This is a genomic window from Pseudarthrobacter sp. CC12 (assembly GCF_039907755.1).
GTDB classification, from domain to species: domain Bacteria; phylum Actinomycetota; class Actinomycetes; order Actinomycetales; family Micrococcaceae; genus Arthrobacter; species Arthrobacter niigatensis.
This window is the reverse complement of the sequence record NZ_JARDJH010000007.1, coordinates 58,053-74,415: the sequence shown is the minus strand read 5'-3', so window position 1 is coordinate 74,415 and position 16,363 is coordinate 58,053. Positions and strand designations below refer to the sequence as shown.

The following is a 16,363-nucleotide window of genomic DNA, read 5'->3' as shown; positions in this document are numbered from 1 at the left end:
AGGGTCACCGGGCGGCCAGTTCGACGTCAAGGCCCAGATCCAGCGCGGCCACGGAGTGGGTGAGTGCGCCCACGGAGATGACGTCCACACCGGTGGCCGCAATGGCCGCGACCGTTCCGGAGTTCACGTTCCCGCTTGCCTCCACCCGGGCCCGGCCGGCGACGAGGGCCACCCCGGCCTTGAGTTCGTCGATGCTGAAGTTGTCCAGCATGATGGTGTCCACGCCGGCTGCCAGCACGGGTTCGATCTGGTCCATGCGGTCCACTTCGACTTCGAAGTGGGTGGTGTGTCCCAGCTGCGCCTTGGCGGCCAGAAGGAGGGCCGTGAGCTTGGCCGGGTCCCCGCCTGTCATCACGGCGAGGTGGTTGTCCTTGGCCAGCACGGCATCGGAGAGGCTGTACCGGTGGTTTGCACCGCCGCCGCATCGGACTGCGAACCGTTCCAGGATGCGCAGGCCGGGGGTGGTCTTGCGCGTATCCGTGATGCGGGCCCGGGTACCTTCGGCGAGCCGCACGAATTCGGCGGTCTTCGTGGCGATGGCGGACATCCGCTGGACCAGGTTCAGCGCCACGCGTTCCGCCAGCAGCACCGAGCGGGCGGTGCCGGTGACCCGCGCGAGGTGCGTGCCGGCGTCGAACGTTTCCCCATCCGCCACCAGCAGATCCACCTGCGTAGCGGGGTCCACCAGCTGCATGGCGTCGCGGAAGACGGTGGCTCCGCTCAGGACGCCCGCCACGCGGGCGTTCAGGACGGCGGTGGCGCGGGCGCCGGCGGGGATGAGCAGCTGCGAGGTGATGTCGCCGGAAGGGGCGTCCTCGGCGAAGGCCCGCTCCAGGATGTCCCTGACGGGGGCGGGCGGCAGGGTCAGGTCCAACGCGGGGCGCAGGGGCTTTGCCTGGTCGATCACGGCGGGGTCAGTCATGGAGCAGGCTCGCTTTCGGGCGGTGGGAAGACAGGTGGGCAGTTTCGACGGGTTCATCGCTGCGGTAATGCGCCCCCAGGGATTCGGTCCGGTTCAGGGCGGCGCTGACCAGCAGCTGCGCGGCCAACAGGAGGTTCCGGTCCTCGCAGGCAACAGGGTCAGCAGCGCCTTCCAGATCAGGACGGACGACGGCGGCCCACCGGTCAAGAGTGGAAGCAGCCTCAGCCAACAATTCGCCGGACCGCAGGACCCCGGCGTGCGAGGTCATGAGGCGGCGAAGAGCGTCCCGGGAGAAGGCAGTATCCAGACCCCCATCTCCACCGAAGCTGGACAGCCGACTCCCGCGGGTTATGTCCAGTCCGTCCGTCGCGCCGTCAGGCGAGCCCCAAGCAGGAGTACCTAAGAGGAAGTCTTCAACAGCGCGGCGGCCGAAGACGAGCCCCTCAAGGAGGGAATTGCTGGCCAGCCGGTTAGCCCCTTGGACACCGGTGCACGCAACCTCGCCGGCCGCGTAGAGGCCGGGGACGCTGGTGCGGGCGTTGAGGTCCGTGGTTACCCCGCCCATCCAGTAGTGCGCAGCCGGGGCAACGGGGACCAGTTCGCGGGTCCAGTCGATGCCGGCGTCGAGGGTTTTGCGGGTGAGGGTGGGAAACCTCTGGTGAAGGAAACCCTTGCCACGGGCCCGCTCAAGGCCCCGGGCGTCGAGGTAGACGTGCCCGGTGGGATCACCCAGCTTGGCCAGGTGGAGGGCGATGCTGCGGGAGACCACGTCCCGTGGCGCCAGTTCGGCATCGGGATGGTAGGCCTGCATGAAGCGGCGTCCGCCGGAGTCCAGTAGGACGGCGCCTTCGCCGCGGACGGCTTCGGAGATCAGCAGTGGTCCGTCCAGCCGGGCCGGATGTGCTGTGGCGGAGCTGACCAGGCAGGTGGGGTGGAACTGGAAGAACTCAAGGTCTGCCACTGCCGCTCCGGCGCGGACGGCGAGCGCGAGTCCGTCGGCGGTGGCAACGGCGGGGTTGGTGGTCTGGGAAAACAGTTGGCCTGCTCCCCCGGTGGCGAGCAGGACGGCATCCGCGTCCAGCTGCGCTGGCCGGCCGTCCTGGAGGTACCTGACTCCGGCCACCTGCCCGTCCCGGGCCACCAGGGCGGTGACCAGGGTGTGCGTGAGGATGGTGAGCTTTCCCGCGTCCCTGCGGGAAAGGACGGCCTGGATCAGCGCGCCGGCGACGCGGGCACCCGTGGCGTCTCCTCCTGCGTGCAGGATCCGCGGGGCACTGTGGGCTGCTTCGAGCCCAAGGGCCGGGCCGCCGGCGTCGTACGTGGCCCCAGCCGTTCCCTCCCCGGCCTGCCCCCCATCGAAGGCAACGCCGTAGCGCTGCAGGCCGGCGATGTCCCGCCGCGCCTCCGTGCACATCAGCCGGACCGCGGCCTCGTTGCAGTGCCCGGCCCCGGCACGCAGGGTGTCGGCGATGTGCGCGTCAACGGTATCTCCCGGGGCAGGTTCGGCGAGGACGGCGGAGATGCCGCCCTGCGCGTACCAGGTGTTGCTCTGGTCCAGCGCGCCTTTGGTCAGCAGCACCACGTCCGCGCCGGCATCGGTGGCAAGCAGGGCAGCGTAAAGGCCCGCGATGCCGCTTCCGACGACGGCCAGCCGGCGCGCCATTACGGCCTCGCGGCGAGCATGCGCTCGAGCGCCGTCCTGGCGTTGGCCTGCACGTTGTGGTCCACAGTGATGCGGTTGACCACGCGGCCGGCCACCAGTTCCTCCAGGACCCAGGCGAGGTAGCCGGGGTGGATGCGGTACATGGTGGAGCAGGGGCAGATCACCGGGTCCAGGCAGAAGATGGTGTGCTGCGGGTACTCGGCGGCAAGCCGGTTGACCATGTTGATTTCCGTACCGATGGCGAACGTGGTGGGCCCGGTGGCGGCGGCGATGGCCTTCTTGATGAAGTCGGTGGAGCCGGCGGAATCCGCTGCATCCACCACCTCCATGGGGCATTCGGGGTGCACGATGACCTGCACGCCGGGGAAGTCGGCCCGGGCCTTTTCGATCTGCGCCACGCTGAAGCGTTTGTGGACGGAGCAGAACCCGTGCCAGAGGATCACGCGGGAGTCCAGGAGCGCCTGCTCGTCATTGCCGCCCAGGTCCTTCCGCGGGTTCCACATGGGCATCTGGTCCAGGGACACGCCCAGGGCCTTGGCCGTGTTGCGTCCCAGGTGCTGGTCGGGGAAGAACAGGACCCGCTGGCCGCGCTGGAACGCCCACTCCAGGACCGTCCTGGCATTCGAGGAGGTGCAGACGATGCCGCCGTGTTCACCGCAGAACGCCTTCAGGGCTGCGGAGGAGTTCATGTAGGTGACGGGAATGACCGGGACCCGGCCCCCGGCGTCGGGCTCGGTGCCGAAGATCTCCTCGAGCTGTTCCCAGCACTCCTCCACGGAATCCGCGTCGGCCATGTCGGCCATGGAGCATCCGGCGGCCAGGTTCGGCAGGATGACTGCCTGCTCCGGGGTGGAAAGGATGTCAGCGGTTTCGGCCATGAAATGGACGCCGCAGAAGATGATGGCTTCCGCTTCCGGCCTGGTGAGCGCGGCGTTGGCGAGCTGGAAGGAGTCCCCGACGAAGTCCGCGTACTGGATGACCTCGTCGCGCTGGTAGAAATGCCCAAGGATGACGGCGCGGCCGCCCAGGGTTGCCTTGGCCGCCTTGATCCGTTCGCCGAGTTCGGCGTCACTGGCCAGCTTGTACTCATCGGGCAGCTGGCCCTGGCGCGGGGTGGACGCCGGGGCGGGGTCCGCGCTGGAGGCGCCCGGGCCGTAGGCGGGAACACCGGCGAGTGCCTCGGCCAGGTCGTAGTCCCACGGGCCCTTGGCCAGCGCCGGGCTGCAGGTGCTGCCTTTAGCGGCGGCGCCCTTCTCGGCCTGTTCGCGCGTGATCAGCTGGATTGCCGTGTTGACGCTGCTCATGGTGTGCTCCTGTTGTCTGGGTCAAGGCCGGGCCGGCCGGTGTAGCGGTAGAGGCGTGGCGGGCGGTGCTTGCCGCCCTGGAGGTATTCCCCGGTTTCTTCGATTTCCGGAGTCGATTTGAGCTGCCGGCGGAAGTTGGCCGGGTCCAGTTGCCGGTCCAGGACGGCTTCGTAGACTTCGCGGACCTGGGCCAGCGTGAAGTACTCGCCCAGCAGGTGGTAGGCCACCGAGCCGTAGGCCAGCTTGTTCCGCAGGCGTCCCAGGGCGTAGTCCACGATTGCGTTGTGGTCGAAGGCGAGCTCGCCCAGGCGGTCGGCCCGGAACCACCTCACGTTTTCGGATTCGTCGGCGAGCGCAGCTTCCGTGGGCTGGACCAGCGCCCAGTAGACGATCGACACCACCCGCTGGGTGGGTGAGCGGTGCAGGCCGCCGAAGGCATACAGCTGTTCCAGGTAGCGGGGCGCGAGGCCGGTGGTCTCCTGCAGGTTCCTGGCCGCGGCGCTTTGGAGCGACTCGTCGTGGCGGAGAGGTCCGCCCGGCAGGGCCCACAGTCCCTTAAAGGGCTCCCGGATGCGGCGTACCAGGGGAAGCCACAACGTGGGCCGGCCTGAGGACTCGCTGGGCCGGAGTGCGAATATCACCGTGGAAATGGCCAGCGACGGCGGCGCCGCCTGGCGCTCGGAGACGTTCGCCGAACTGTAGTACACCCGGTTCACCGCCTTCCGTCACCGTCGACCGCCCCCCGGGCGCCCTCTTCGCTTAGTTATGGTCATCTTGACCAAAACTAATTCTAAGACCCCGCACACCCGAAATGGAAATATTTCTGCGGCCTCCGCCTGTTGCCACGGGCGGCGCGAAAGGAAACGGTTTTGCCGGCGTTCCACCCCCTTCCTTCCTGCCGTCGTTTCCGGGCGCGTTCCGGAGGCGGTAAATTCAAAAGGTCCCACGAGGACCCCGGCCCCCCCCCCAGCGGGCCGCCCCACCCACCAGCCCCCAGAAGGTGCATTGCCCCCATGACGACGAAGTCTGGCCGGACCACGTCCGCCGCCATCCCCACGAACGCCGCAGCCGGCCACAGCATGAAGCCGCGCCAGCTCACCATGATGGGGTTGGGCAGCGCCATCGGCGCGGGGCTGTTCCTGGGGTCCGGCGCCGGTGTCCAGGCAGCTGGACCTGCGGTACTCGTCTCCTATCTCGTAGCCGGAACACTGATCATCCTGGTGATGTGGGCGCTGGGCGAGATGGCCGCTGCCAACCCGGCCAGCGGCGCTTTCTCGGTATACGCCGAGCGGGCCCTGGGCCGGACGGCGGGGGCCACCATCGGATGGCTGTGGTGGCTGCAGCTAGTGGTGGTCATTGCCGCTGAGGCCCTGGGCGCCGCGGGACTGCTGTTCTCCGTCTGGCCCGTGGTGCCGGTCTGGGCGCTGACACTGCTTTTCATGGTGGTCTTTACCGGCATCAATCTGGCCGGCGTCCGGAATTTCGGTGAGTTCGAGTTCTGGTTCGCCATCCTCAAAGTGGCCGTCATCGTCCTGTTCCTGGCCGTCGGCGCCGCCCTGCTCCTGGGCCTGCTGCCCGGCGTCGACTCCCCCGGCGCGGCAAACCTCACGGGCAACTTTGCCCCGCAGGGCCCTGGTGGTGTCGCGGCAGCCCTGTTCGTGGTGATTTTCGCATTCGGCGGCACGGAAATCGTCTCGGTGGCAGCAGCTGAAACCGAGGACCCCCAACGCAGTGTCGGCCAAGCCATCCGGACCGTGGTGTGGCGCATCCTGGTGTTCTACATTGGTTCCGTTTTCGTCATTGCCGCCGTCCTGCCGGCCACGTCCAAAGGCCTCGCTTCGCCCTTCGCCGGCGTCCTGGACGCTGCCAGGATCCCCGGCGCCTCGACCGCCATCACCCTCGTGGCCGTCGTCGCACTCCTCTCGGCCCTGAACGCGAACCTCTACGGCGCGTCGCGCATGGTGTATTCGCTCTCGCAACGGGGAGAGGCGCCCCGGGTCCTCACCCGGCTCAACAGTGCCGGCGTGCCGCTGCTCGCCGTTGCCGTCTCGGTGGCGTTCGGCTTCATCGCCACCGTCCTGGAGCTCCTGTTCCCGGGACGGATCCTGCCTGCCCTCTTCCAGCTGGTGGGATCCACGTGCCTGGTGGTGTGGGGCAGCGCGCTGGTCTCCCAGCTGATCCTGCGCCGGCAGGCGGACCGCGACGGCACACCGCTTCCCCTGCGGATGAAGGGCTTCCCCGGCCTGACCATCACGGGCCTGGTCCTGCTGGGACTCATTTTCGCCGTCGGCTTCAGCGCCGAGGACAGCCGCGTCCAGCTCTTCAGCACCTTCGCCCTGATCGCCGGCATCGCGCTGGCCTGTGCCGCCGGGGCCCGTTTGGCCGGCCGTAACCGGTTGGCCAACAGGTAGAGTGGCGGGTACCTTTCAAAGGAAGACGCACCGACGCGCCGGGCCCGCCCAGGCGCCGTACCTGATTGGGGAACTGACACGATGAGCGGCAGGCACACCGGACAGCAGCAGGGGCATACCGTTGAAGGGACCGACCCGCAGCTGTACGTCGCGGTCCATGAACCCGCCTCCGACGCCGGACTGCGGCCGGTCCTGCTGCTCCACGGCTTTTCCTCATCCTCCAAGCTCAACTGGGAGGACACCGGCTGGGTGTCGGCCCTGCTTGAGGCCGGTCGCAGGATCATCACCGTCGACCTGCCGGGCCACGGCCGCAGCGGCGCGCCGGAGGACCGCGATTCGTACTCCCCCAGCAAAATCAGGGCGGACCTGCTGCAGGCAGTTTTCGACGCCGGCGCGCGCCCCCTGCATGACGGTGATCCTTCCAGCGGGCTGGACGTGGTGGGTTATTCGCTGGGCTCCCGGCTCGCCTGGGAATTCGCCGCAACCCAGCCCGAGCTGGTGCACCGACTGGTGCTTGGCGGACCCAACGATTCGGATCCGCTCGCCGCGTTCGACCTCCGGGCCGCCCAGGACTACCTGGCAGACGGAACGCCCATCAGTGACGAGTCCACTGCCCAGCTGCTCAAAATGGCCCTGCTCCTGCCGAGCAACAACATCTTCGCGCTGCTGTCACTGGTGGAGGCCATCAAGGCTGAACCGTACGACCCCGCCGAAGCAGTCCCCCATGTTCCGATGCTGCTGGTGGTCGGCGACAAGGACGAGCGGGCCCACACCCTGCCCAGGCTTGCCGAACTGGCCCGCAGCGCCGGGTCCATGGCGGAGCAACTGGTCCTGCCCGGCCGGAACCATACCAATGCCATCACCAGCCGGGCATTCAAGCAGGCCGCCATTTCGTTCCTGGCGGTCTAGGCTTCACGGACGTCCCGGGCAGCCCGGATCGATTTGGGCCCAGGGTCAGAACTGCCCCGCACGCACCAGCAGCCCGGACCTCGCGGTCCGGGCTGCTGGTGTTGTGGGTCCGCGCCCGGCCAGGACGCGGACGGGACCGTGGGATCAGTGGTGGCTGCTGACGCCGAGCGGGCGGCCCTTCGTCTCCTTGGCCAGCACCACACCGACGGCGGAAATCACGCACAGGACCATGATGTAAATGCCGATCGAGCCGGTCCATTTGGTGGACTGGAGCAGGGATTCGGCGATGGTCGCTGCGAAGGCACCACCCAGGATGGCGCCGAAGGCGTATCCGATGGAGATGCCGGAGTACCGCACTTCGGCCGGGAACATCTCTGCGTACATGGCGGACATGGGTCCGTAGGACAGGCCCAGGCCGATCGTCAGGACGAACAGGGCGACGCCGTAGAGCATGATGTCCTTGGTATCGATCAGGGCAAACATCGGGATCATCCAGGCGAAGACGATGGCGTAGCCGATCAGGAACGTCTTGACTCGGCCAATGCGGTCGGACAGCCAGCCGCCCACCAGGGTGAAGATCAGCCAGCCGAAGGACGCCAGCGTGGTGGCCAGGAGGATCTGCGGCGTGGGCATCTTCAGGGTCTTGGTGGCGTAGGAGATGAAGAACGCAATCAGCAGGTAGCCTGCCGCATTGTTTCCGATGAAGATCAGCGTGGAGTACAGGACCGGAAGCTTGTGGTTCCTGACCAGCTCACCCAGCGGTGCCTTGCTCTCCTTCTTCCGCTGGGCCATCTCCTGGAACACCGGGCTTTCGGCAACGGCGCGGCGGATGAGGTAGCCCACCACGATCAGGACGATGGACAGCAGGAACGGCACACGCCAGCCCCAGGCCGCGAAGTCTTCCTTGGACATGCCGGTGTTGAGGAAGAACAGCAGGCCGGTGGCAAGGATCATGCCCACGGGCACGCCGATCTGCGGGTAGGCGCCGAAGAGTCCGCGGCGGTTGACCGGTGCGTGCTCGACGGCCATCAGGGCAGCGCCGCCCCATTCACCACCGGCCGAGAAGCCCTGGATAACCCGCAGCAGGATCAGCAGTACCGGGGCCCATGCACCGATCTGCGCGTACGTGGGCAGCATGCCGATGAGTGCAGTGGCCGCGCCCATCATCACCAGGGTGAAGACCAGCATTGCCTTCCGCCCCAGGCGGTCGCCCAGGTGCCCGGCGATGACTGCGCCGAGGGGGCGGAACAGGAAGCTGATGCCAATGAGGGCAAAGGAAAGGATCTGCGCCAGGCCCGGGTTGGACTCGTTCAGCGGTGCCAGGAACAGCGGTGACAGCAGCGTTGCGGTCAGCTGGGCAAAGATGAAGAAGTCGTACCATTCGATGGTGGTGCCGACGAGGGTTCCGGCGAGGACCTTGCGTTCCTCACGCCGGGTGCTGGGACCGGCGAGTGTATCCACCTTGGAAGGTGTGGTCATTGAAACTCCATTGTTTATCGGGCAGCAAGGCTGCCCGTACGCCTTCAGGATTACCGACAGAACGGTCAGTTAGTTAGTAGGGTACTACGGAAATTGTGATACGGGACACGGCGTGGTCGATTTTTGCGGTGAACGGCGAACCAGCGGTTCAGTTCGATATTTGAACTGAACGTTCCATAAAGGACACAGCAAACAGGTCCGCGCATCTAGGATGGACTCCATGACTCCCACCGCAGCCGCAGCCCCGGCAGGACCGGCGGTCCAGGCTTCGCCCTCCCAGACTCTCTCGCGCGGCATTCGCGCCCTTGAGATCATGGCAGCTGCGCCCGGTCCCATGACCATCGCGGAACTCGCCGACGCCATGGGCGTCCACCGTTCAGTGGCGTACCGGATCCTGCGAACTCTTGAAGACCATTCGCTGCTGGTGCGCGACGACGCCGGGCGGGTCCAGCCCGGGCCGGGCCTGGCCGTCCTGGCACGGGGAGTCTCACGCAACCTGCAGAGCGCCGCCTTGCCGGAGCTCACCCAGCTGGCAAACTCACTGGACATGACAGCGTTTATCGCGGTTTGGGACCACCACGACTGCATCACCCTCGTCACTGTCGAGCCCAGGCACTCGGGGGCAACCGTCGCGCAGCATCCCGGCACCCGCCACCCCATCAACGCCGGCGCACCCGGCATTGCCATCCAGTCCGCCCTTTCGGAGGAGGAGTGGGACAGGCTTTCGACAGGGACGCCCTACCGTCCGGAAGCGGCGGAGGCACGGCGGAAGGGCTACTCGGCCAGCCATGACGAAGTGATCGCCGGCGTCTCGTCGCTGGCAGCACCCATCCGCGTCCCCGGAGGGCGTCCGGCCGCCCTGGCGGTGGTCTATATCCGGTCCGCCCATGATCCGGAAACCGTGGGCGCAGCCATCGCGGAGAGCGCGGCCAGGATCGAGCGCCAACTGGCGTAACGGCGCGAAATGCTCCGCGGCCACCGCGCGGAACGGGTCAGGTCCGCCGGCGAAGGACGACGGCGGTTCCCGCGCCGAGCAGCGCCAGGGCCACCGCCGCGAACAGCGGGACCAGGAATGCGCCGGCAGCCCCGTGGAGTTGGGCCAGCTGTCCCCCCCATGGAGGAGCCGACGGCGGTCCCGGCAACGATGCCGCTGGCCAGGGCAGTCATCACTGTGCCAAGCCTGCCGGCCGGTGCCACCTTCCCGCCCACGGCGAAAACGGTGACCATGACCGGTCCCACCGGGAGGCCAAGGACCAGCAGGACCAGCGCCATCATGGGCAGCGACGACGGTACCAGCAGCAGGACCGCCAGTCCCGCCATCAGGACGGCACACGACACCCATCGCAGCCCCAGGCCTGCCCGGCGCGGCCAGTAAGCAACCGACAGGGCCGCCGCCGCGGAACTGAGGCCCATGACGGCATACAGCAGGCCCGCGATTTCAGGTCCGGCAAGCCCGGCGGAGAAGGCGCTCAACGCAGCCTGGGTGGATCCAAAAAAGGTGCCCATGCAGGCCATGGCGAGGACCGGCAGGGCCACGGCGGCCGGCAGCTTCGCCGCAGGCACGTGCTTGCCGCCTGCCGGGCCCCGGCGGGCCGGCACGGACCGGTGGGTGGGATGCACAGCGAAGACGGGCACCAGGGTGATGGTCATGGCCGCCGCCAAAACCAACGGAAGCCAGGGCGACACGAAGCTGGCCAGGATTCCCACCAACGCCGGCCCAAGGACAAAAGTCACCTCATCCGCGGTGCTCTCGTAGGACAGCGCCGTGTCAAGGTCGCGGGCGGCAGCATTTGGCGGCGCCGTTGGACCTCCCGCATTGGCAGTAAGCGCCATCCACCTGACCCGGGCCAGGGGCCCCACCTGGGGGCAGGTGGCACCGGCCGCGAAGGCGGCGGCGAGGACCGGCGGCGCGAACCCGTCCAAGACCGCAGCGCTACCGGCGGCAAAGACCAGGGCAAGCACGGCCACTGTATTGAGAACTGCCGCCAGCAAAAGGACCGGCCGCTGTCCCTTCCGGTCGGCAAGGGATCCCAGCACAGGTGCCCCCAGGGCGGAGCCGATGCCCACAGCGCCCGCAGCGGTGCCCCCGGCGGCAAAGGAACCGCTGGCGGACGTGACCAGGGTGAGGGTGCCCACGGCCAGCATGGCCAGCGGAAGCCGGGCAAAGAGGCCCAAAGGCAGGAAACCTGCACCGGCAAGTTGCGGAAGTCGCGAAAAGCGGCCGCGCTTTGGCGCTTCCGGCGCTTCAGGGGTTTCCTGGCGTGGGGAGGCCTGGACAGGGACGGTACCGGTGGGTGGCGGGGTAATGTGTGGTGTCACTTCTGGGCTCGTTCAATACGTGCGCATCGTCCCTCCTCCCGATGCGCGCAACCCGGTAACACCGACAAGTATATCGGCCCGGTCAGGGGACGGTCAGAGAAGTGCGTCCAGGCTTTCGGAGATCCGCAGCGTGGAGCCGTTCCGGTTCTTGACTACCTGCAGCTGGGTGCTGATCCGCTGCTTCATCTCGGCGACGTGGCTGACCAGTCCCACCACCCTACCGCCGTCGCGAAGCCCTTCAAGGGCATCCATGACCTGCTCCAGGGATTGGTCGTCCAGGCTGCCGAAGCCCTCGTCAACGAACAGGGTTTCGATTTCCACGCCTCCGGATTCCTGCTGGACCACGTCTGCAAGGCCCAGGGCCAGCGAGAGCGAGGCCATGAAGGACTCGCCTCCGGACAGCGTGGAGGTGTCCCGGCGAAAGCCCGTCCACTGGTCCACCACTTCCAGCCCCAGCCCCGACTTTGCTCCACGGGCGGCCTTGGCATCTGTGTGCTGGAGCAGGTATCGGCCGTCGCTCATCGCCACCAGGCGTTCGGATGCGGCCAGGGCCACCTGTTCCAGCCGCGCGGCCAGGACATAACTGTTCAGGCTCATGCGGTACGTGTTCTCGCCCCGGCCGGCCGCGGCGTCGGCCAACCCGGCAAGCATCCGGGCCCGCTCCGCCGGCTCGCGTGACGAACCGGCCAGCGCTTCATAATCCGCTGCAATGGCCTTCAACGAATCCAGGCAGCGTGCGGCCAGGCCGGCAGCCAGGTCAGCCTCCCGCGCCCGGTCCCGGGCAGCCGCAGCGTCCAGGCGCAGCGAGGCCAGCCGTTCCTCGTCCGGGATAAAGCCGGCCGCCGCTTCCTCCTGCGCGAGCATGATGTCATCTGACTCGAACAGCCCGGCCACGCGGGCAGCTTCATCCTGGGCGGCACGGATGGCGGCCTCAACGGCTGCCAGGTCAGCGGCATCAAGGAGCTGGCTGCGGACCTCGTCAGCAGTGGCAAAACCGGCACCGGGCAGTGCCTGTTCCAGGGCGTCCTGCGCTTCGGCGGCCTGCAGCCGCGCGTGATCCAGGCGCACTTGCGCTTCGACCGCTTTATCCAGGACCGCCACCGCATCCTCAAGTTCCCGCAGCCGGGTGCCCAGGCTTCGGTGGTTGCCCCGGAGGCCTGAAAGAGCAGTGTCCAGTGCGGCAACCTGTTCGGCCAGATTGGCAAGGGCCGCGGTGGCCTGGGACATCCCGGCTTCCGTTTCGGACAGTGTGGCCCGGGCCTGGCTGAGGCTGTCATCCACAACCTCCAGCCGCTGCCGCCTGTCCTGCAGCTGCTCGGCCGCCTCCTCGGCATCCACTGCCGCAGCGAGTGCATCAGCTGCACCCGAGCGTGCAGCATCCATCGGAGTGCTCCCGCCCTGGCCGGCGAGGACAGCCACTGCTTGCCCGGCCTCGGCCAGATCAGCGGCAACCCGGGCGTTGGCAGCCTCCGCGGCCTCGTACACGCCGTGGGCCTGTTCCTCCTCCTGGGCCAGGGACGGCCCTCCGGTTCCCGCATCTGCCGGCCCGGGGTGGTCTCCACTTCCGCAGACAGGGCACGGTTCCCCGGCAACCAGCCCGGCAGCCAGTTCGGATGCGGCGTTCGCCAGCCGCTCTTCCCGCAGGTCCAGCCAGCGGCGTTTGGCCTCCAGGAGCTTCTCCCGGGAATCGTCATGGCGGCTCTTGGCGAGATCCCTGCGCTGGGCCGCTTCCCCGTACCGGCTGACCACGTCCAGCAGCTCCGCCGCAGCGGCCGCCTCCTTGCGCCGCAAAGAGGCCTCCACAGCGCGCGCTTCCAGCTGGTCCAGGCCCTCCAACAGCTGTTCCCGTTCGGCCACCAGGTGCTTGGCGCGCTGGCCCAGTGTCTCCGCGGCGAGCTCCAGCCCACCCAGCCGGCCGGTTAAGCCATGGTGCCGCTTCCGCAGCTCCTTGAGCCTTTCTTCGTCAGGCAGTCGTGCCTCGACGACGGCCAGCAGCGAACGCAGGCGGCCCAGTTCCTCCACAGCCCCGGGCAAGCTGTCCGAGCCATCCCGTGGGGAACCCAAGTTCGACTGTGGACTCCCTGATGTTCCGGCGCCGAGCTGGGCCAACTCGCCGCCGTCCCCGGCGGCGAGCCGCAGCAGGGTCACGGCCGATTCGGCGGCCGCGGCGGCGCCGCGGACCTTCCCGGCAGCAGCGTCGACCGCCAGCAGCTGCCCCTGGAGAACCTCTGCCTGCCGGTGCCTCACCAGCCGGGAAGAATGCTCCTCCTGCACTGCGGCCCCGTCCTCCACGGCCTTTTTCCGGGCGGCAGCTGCGGCGAGTTTCCGGTGCCGTTCGTGGCGCGCGGCCTCCGTTTCCGCCTCTGCGCGGCGGCCCTGGTTGACCTCCTCGGCGGCCGCAGCCTGCCCCGCGAGCTCGTTCCGGCGCAGGGCGGCAGCAGCCTGCAGCCAGGCCAGGCGGCGGGGAATATCGTCTGTTGGCGGCGCTCCCTCGCCGGGAAGGTTCAGGGGGGCGGCCTCGGTTTCGGCGCGTGAGGCAAGGAGGGCGAGTTGCCCTGACAGGACCGCCACGTCCTCCCTGGCGGCAGCAGCCTGCCGGGACAGCTCCTGTTCCAGGGCTTCAAACCTCTGGGTGCCGAAAAGCTTCTGCAACAGGTCCAGCCGGTCAGCAGCCTTTGAGCGCAGGAAAGCGGCGAAATCACCCTGCGGCAGCATCACCACCCGGGTGAACTGTTCACGGTCCATGCCCAGCAGGGCCATGATCTCCGCGCCCGCTTCATCGTTGCGGGCGGACTTCTCCACCCAGTCCCCACCCACGCGCTCCCGAAGCAGTGTCTTGGCCTGCTGGACCGTGAAGCCGTTCTTCCCGCGGGCGCTCGGCTTCTCCCAGGCCGGGGAGCGCGTCACCTCGAAGCGGCGGCCCTGCGCGGAGAACTCACACGTGACGGCGGGTTCCTGCCCGGGCTCCGCATGGTCGCTGCGCAACCGTTTCCCGTCCTGCCGGGCACCGGGTACAGACCCGTAGAGCGCAAAGCAGATGGCATCCAGCACGCTGGTCTTGCCGGCACCGGTGGGCCCGTTCAGCAGGAACAGTCCGTGCGCGCTCAGGCGGTCAAAGTCGATGTCCTCGGTCCCGGCGAAGGGCCCAAACGCGGAAATCCTCAGCTTGTGGATCCTCACCGCGACACCTCCGAGAGCCTGACGTTTTCCAGCGCGGCCGCGAGCACAGCCCTTTCGGCGGGGTCGGCGTCCCGTCCCCGCACGTGGTCCAGGAACCCGCAGCAGACGGCCAGGTCATCCGGTGCGCCGGCGAGCCTGCTGCTGTAGCTTGCCTCGGCAGTGGCAGCGGCGCCCTGCGGATCGAAGGCCAGGACCAGGGTATCCGGGAACCTGGCGCGCAGCCGTTCCATGGCGCGTGCGGGACGCTGGGCATCGGTCAGGGTGACCTGGCAATAGGCGGTTTCCGCCCATGCATGGGCGGGATCCGCCAGCAGCTCCTCCAGCGGTCCGCGGAGTACGGCGAGTGGGCGCGGCGCCTCCCAGAGGACTTCCGCCACCGACGCCACGCCTTCCGGACCAACATCCACCAGCCAGGCACCCTTTTGGTGGGCGGCCTCGGAGAAGGAATAAGCCAGTGGTGATCCGGAGTACCTGACGGATTCGGACAGCTTTTGCCGGCCGTGCAGGTGGCCCAGCGCGGTGTAGCTGAAACCGTCGAAGAGGTCCAGGGGAACAGCTCCCACTCCGCCGATGCTGAGGTCACGCTCGCTGTCCGAACTGATGCCGCCGCTGGCGAAAGTGTGCGCCAGGACCACCGAGTGGACGGTGGCGGAGGCGGCGCGCCGGGCAATGTCCGCCCGGACCAGGCCTGTTGCGGCGCGGGTGACCTCGAAGTGGCTTGCCGTGTCCACGCCCAGTTGGTCGGCCACCATCCTGGGTTCGAGCCAAGGGATGCCGTACAGCGCCAAGGTGGCGTCTTCGCCTGCAGCGTCCGTTCCCAGCGGGATCAGCAGCGGCTGGTCGAGGTCCTCCACCCTGGTGCGCAGGTGCACTCCCCCGCGTTCCAGCAGGCGGGACGCGAACCCCAGGCGGATGGCGGAATCGTGGTTGCCGCTGGTGAGGACCACCTGCGCGCCTGCGGCAGTGAGCCGGACCAGTGCGTCATCGAGGAGATGCACAACGTCCACGCCGGGAAGTGCGCGGTCGTAGACGTCGCCCGCGATCAGGACGATGTCCACGCTTTCCCGCTCAACCGCCGCCACCAACTGGTCCACGAAGGAGCGCTGGGCGTCGAGCATCCCAACGCCGTGGAAGGAACGGCCCAGGTGCCAGTCCGAGGTGTGAAGTAACCGCATGATCCTAAGTTATCGGCAGCCACTGACAGTGCAGAAAACGCCGCGGCAAAAGGCGCTCAGGACCTTTTTCCGTCGAAGAACTCCTGGACCTCGCTGACGCCGCGGGCTTTCTCCTCGCGGGCAGCCCCGGCAGGGACAGGCTCAGTCACGGCAGCAGCGTCGGCATCATCATCGTCGTCAGCGTCGGTGCCCTCCCCGGCAGACTCCACGTCCACAACGGGCGCAGGGGAACCGGTCACGTCGCCGATCCGGAACACCAGCCCCGCGATGGCAGCACCAGCCAGCGGCGCCACCAGGAAGACCCACAGCTGCTCCACAGCCCAGCCGGAACTGAAGACGGCGGAAGCAACGGCACGGGCAGGGTTGAACGGCAGGTTTCCCACCGCCTGGCCCACCTGCAGCAGTGCCGCAAAGGACAGGCCGACGGCGACGGGCGCCACCGTGCGGGCACCCCCTTCACGGCCGGCGGCTCCCAGGAAAACAGCCACGATGATGGCGGCACCCAGCAGCTCGAGGAGGACGACGGCCGCGAGGGGGGCCTGGATGATGGAGTGCTCACCGAAGCCCGCGGCAACGGTGTCGAAAGCCGTGCGGCTGTCCGGGATGCTGGGCAGTGTGCGCAGGATGCCGAACAGGGCCAGGGCGCCCACCAGGGCTCCGACGAGCTGGGCGGCAGCGTAGGCGGCGGCCGCACCGGCCCGGATCCGGCCGGCCAGAAGGTGCCCCAGGGTGATGGCCGGGTTGAAGTGACCGCCGGAGATATGCCCGAAGGCCAGCATGGCGGCGGTGACGGCGAGGCCTGCCGCCAGGGCTGAGGGGACCGGGCTGGACTGCGGAATGCTGAACAGGGGCACGCCCAGGCCGGCCACTGCCAGGAAGAGGCTGCCAAACGCCTCGGCCGCCAGGCGGGGCAGCAGGCCGGTGGGCGCGGAAACAGTGCCGCCGGGCTGCGGTGCGTCGCGGGCTGGGACAGGGGTGCTCATGGTGGGGACCTTTGCTTG

Annotated in this window: 11 protein-coding genes and 1 pseudogene; 3 read left to right on the top strand and 9 right to left on the bottom strand. The window is 68.3% G+C overall.

Annotation, left to right across the window (positions count from 1 at the left end):
• Positions 1–4 precede the first annotated feature (4 nt).
• From nadC to PV772_RS07945, 4 genes are read right to left on the bottom strand one after another with little or no spacing between them, the layout of a single operon-like run.
• Positions 5–922, bottom strand: coding sequence for a carboxylating nicotinate-nucleotide diphosphorylase (gene nadC / locus PV772_RS07960; protein ID WP_141160096.1), 918 nt, complete (start codon positions 920–922; stop codon positions 5–7).
• On the bottom strand, positions 915–2,585 hold the full coding sequence (gene nadB / locus PV772_RS07955; RefSeq protein ID WP_141181802.1) for an L-aspartate oxidase: 1,671 nt from the start codon (positions 2,583–2,585) through the stop codon (positions 915–917). Before nadB ends, nadC begins: the two co-directional genes overlap by 8 nt.
• A complete protein-coding gene (gene nadA / locus PV772_RS07950) occupies positions 2,585–3,889 on the bottom strand; it encodes a quinolinate synthase NadA (protein ID WP_347885818.1) in 1,305 nt (434 codons plus the stop codon). The genes nadB and nadA overlap by 1 nt, the downstream gene beginning before the upstream one ends.
• Positions 3,886–4,605 carry an NUDIX domain-containing protein gene (locus PV772_RS07945; protein ID WP_141160093.1) on the bottom strand — a complete coding sequence of 240 codons (720 nt, stop codon included), beginning with the start codon at positions 4,603–4,605 and terminating at the stop codon, positions 3,886–3,888. Before PV772_RS07945 ends, nadA begins: the two co-directional genes overlap by 4 nt.
• A gap of 297 nt (positions 4,606–4,902) precedes the next feature.
• Between PV772_RS07945 and PV772_RS07940 the strand changes: the two genes are divergently transcribed.
• Together PV772_RS07940 and PV772_RS07935 are read left to right on the top strand one after the other, a co-directional pair.
• Complete coding sequence (locus tag PV772_RS07940) at positions 4,903–6,300, top strand: amino acid permease (protein ID WP_347885817.1); 1,398 nt, start codon at positions 4,903–4,905, stop codon at positions 6,298–6,300.
• An 81-nt stretch (positions 6,301–6,381) separates the two neighbouring features.
• The gene (locus tag PV772_RS07935; protein WP_141160091.1) at positions 6,382–7,209 is read left to right on the top strand and encodes an alpha/beta fold hydrolase; all 828 of its coding nucleotides are present in this window, start codon (positions 6,382–6,384) and stop codon (positions 7,207–7,209) included.
• Positions 7,210–7,353: 144 nt separating this feature from the next.
• On the opposite strand, the gene PV772_RS07930 is transcribed toward PV772_RS07935, so the two are convergent.
• Positions 7,354–8,688, bottom strand: coding sequence for an MFS transporter (locus tag PV772_RS07930; protein WP_141160090.1), 1,335 nt, complete (start codon positions 8,686–8,688; stop codon positions 7,354–7,356).
• A 220-nt stretch (positions 8,689–8,908) separates the two neighbouring features.
• Between PV772_RS07930 and PV772_RS07925 the strand changes: the two genes are divergently transcribed.
• Entirely contained in the window at positions 8,909–9,643 is a 735-nt protein-coding gene (locus tag PV772_RS07925; protein ID WP_141181805.1) for an IclR family transcriptional regulator, read from the top strand.
• A 37-nt stretch (positions 9,644–9,680) separates the two neighbouring features.
• On the opposite strand, the pseudogene PV772_RS07920 reads toward PV772_RS07925, so the two are convergent.
• The 4 genes and pseudogenes from PV772_RS07920 to PV772_RS07905 form a co-directional block, all read right to left on the bottom strand.
• Positions 9,681–10,869 (bottom strand): annotated as a pseudogene (locus PV772_RS07920) (MFS transporter).
• Between the two features lie 231 nt (positions 10,870–11,100).
• A complete protein-coding gene (locus tag PV772_RS07915) occupies positions 11,101–14,187 on the bottom strand; it encodes an SMC family ATPase (RefSeq protein WP_347885816.1) in 3,087 nt (1,028 codons plus the stop codon).
• Positions 14,184–15,362 (bottom strand): exonuclease SbcCD subunit D, encoded by a 1,179-nt coding sequence (locus tag PV772_RS07910; protein WP_347885815.1) that lies wholly within the window; start codon positions 15,360–15,362, stop codon positions 14,184–14,186. The genes PV772_RS07915 and PV772_RS07910 overlap by 4 nt, the downstream gene beginning before the upstream one ends.
• Positions 15,363–15,418: 56 nt before the next feature.
• Positions 15,419–16,345 (bottom strand): aquaporin, encoded by a 927-nt coding sequence (locus PV772_RS07905; protein WP_347885814.1) that lies wholly within the window; start codon positions 16,343–16,345, stop codon positions 15,419–15,421.
• Between the last annotated feature and the right edge of the window lie 18 nt (positions 16,346–16,363).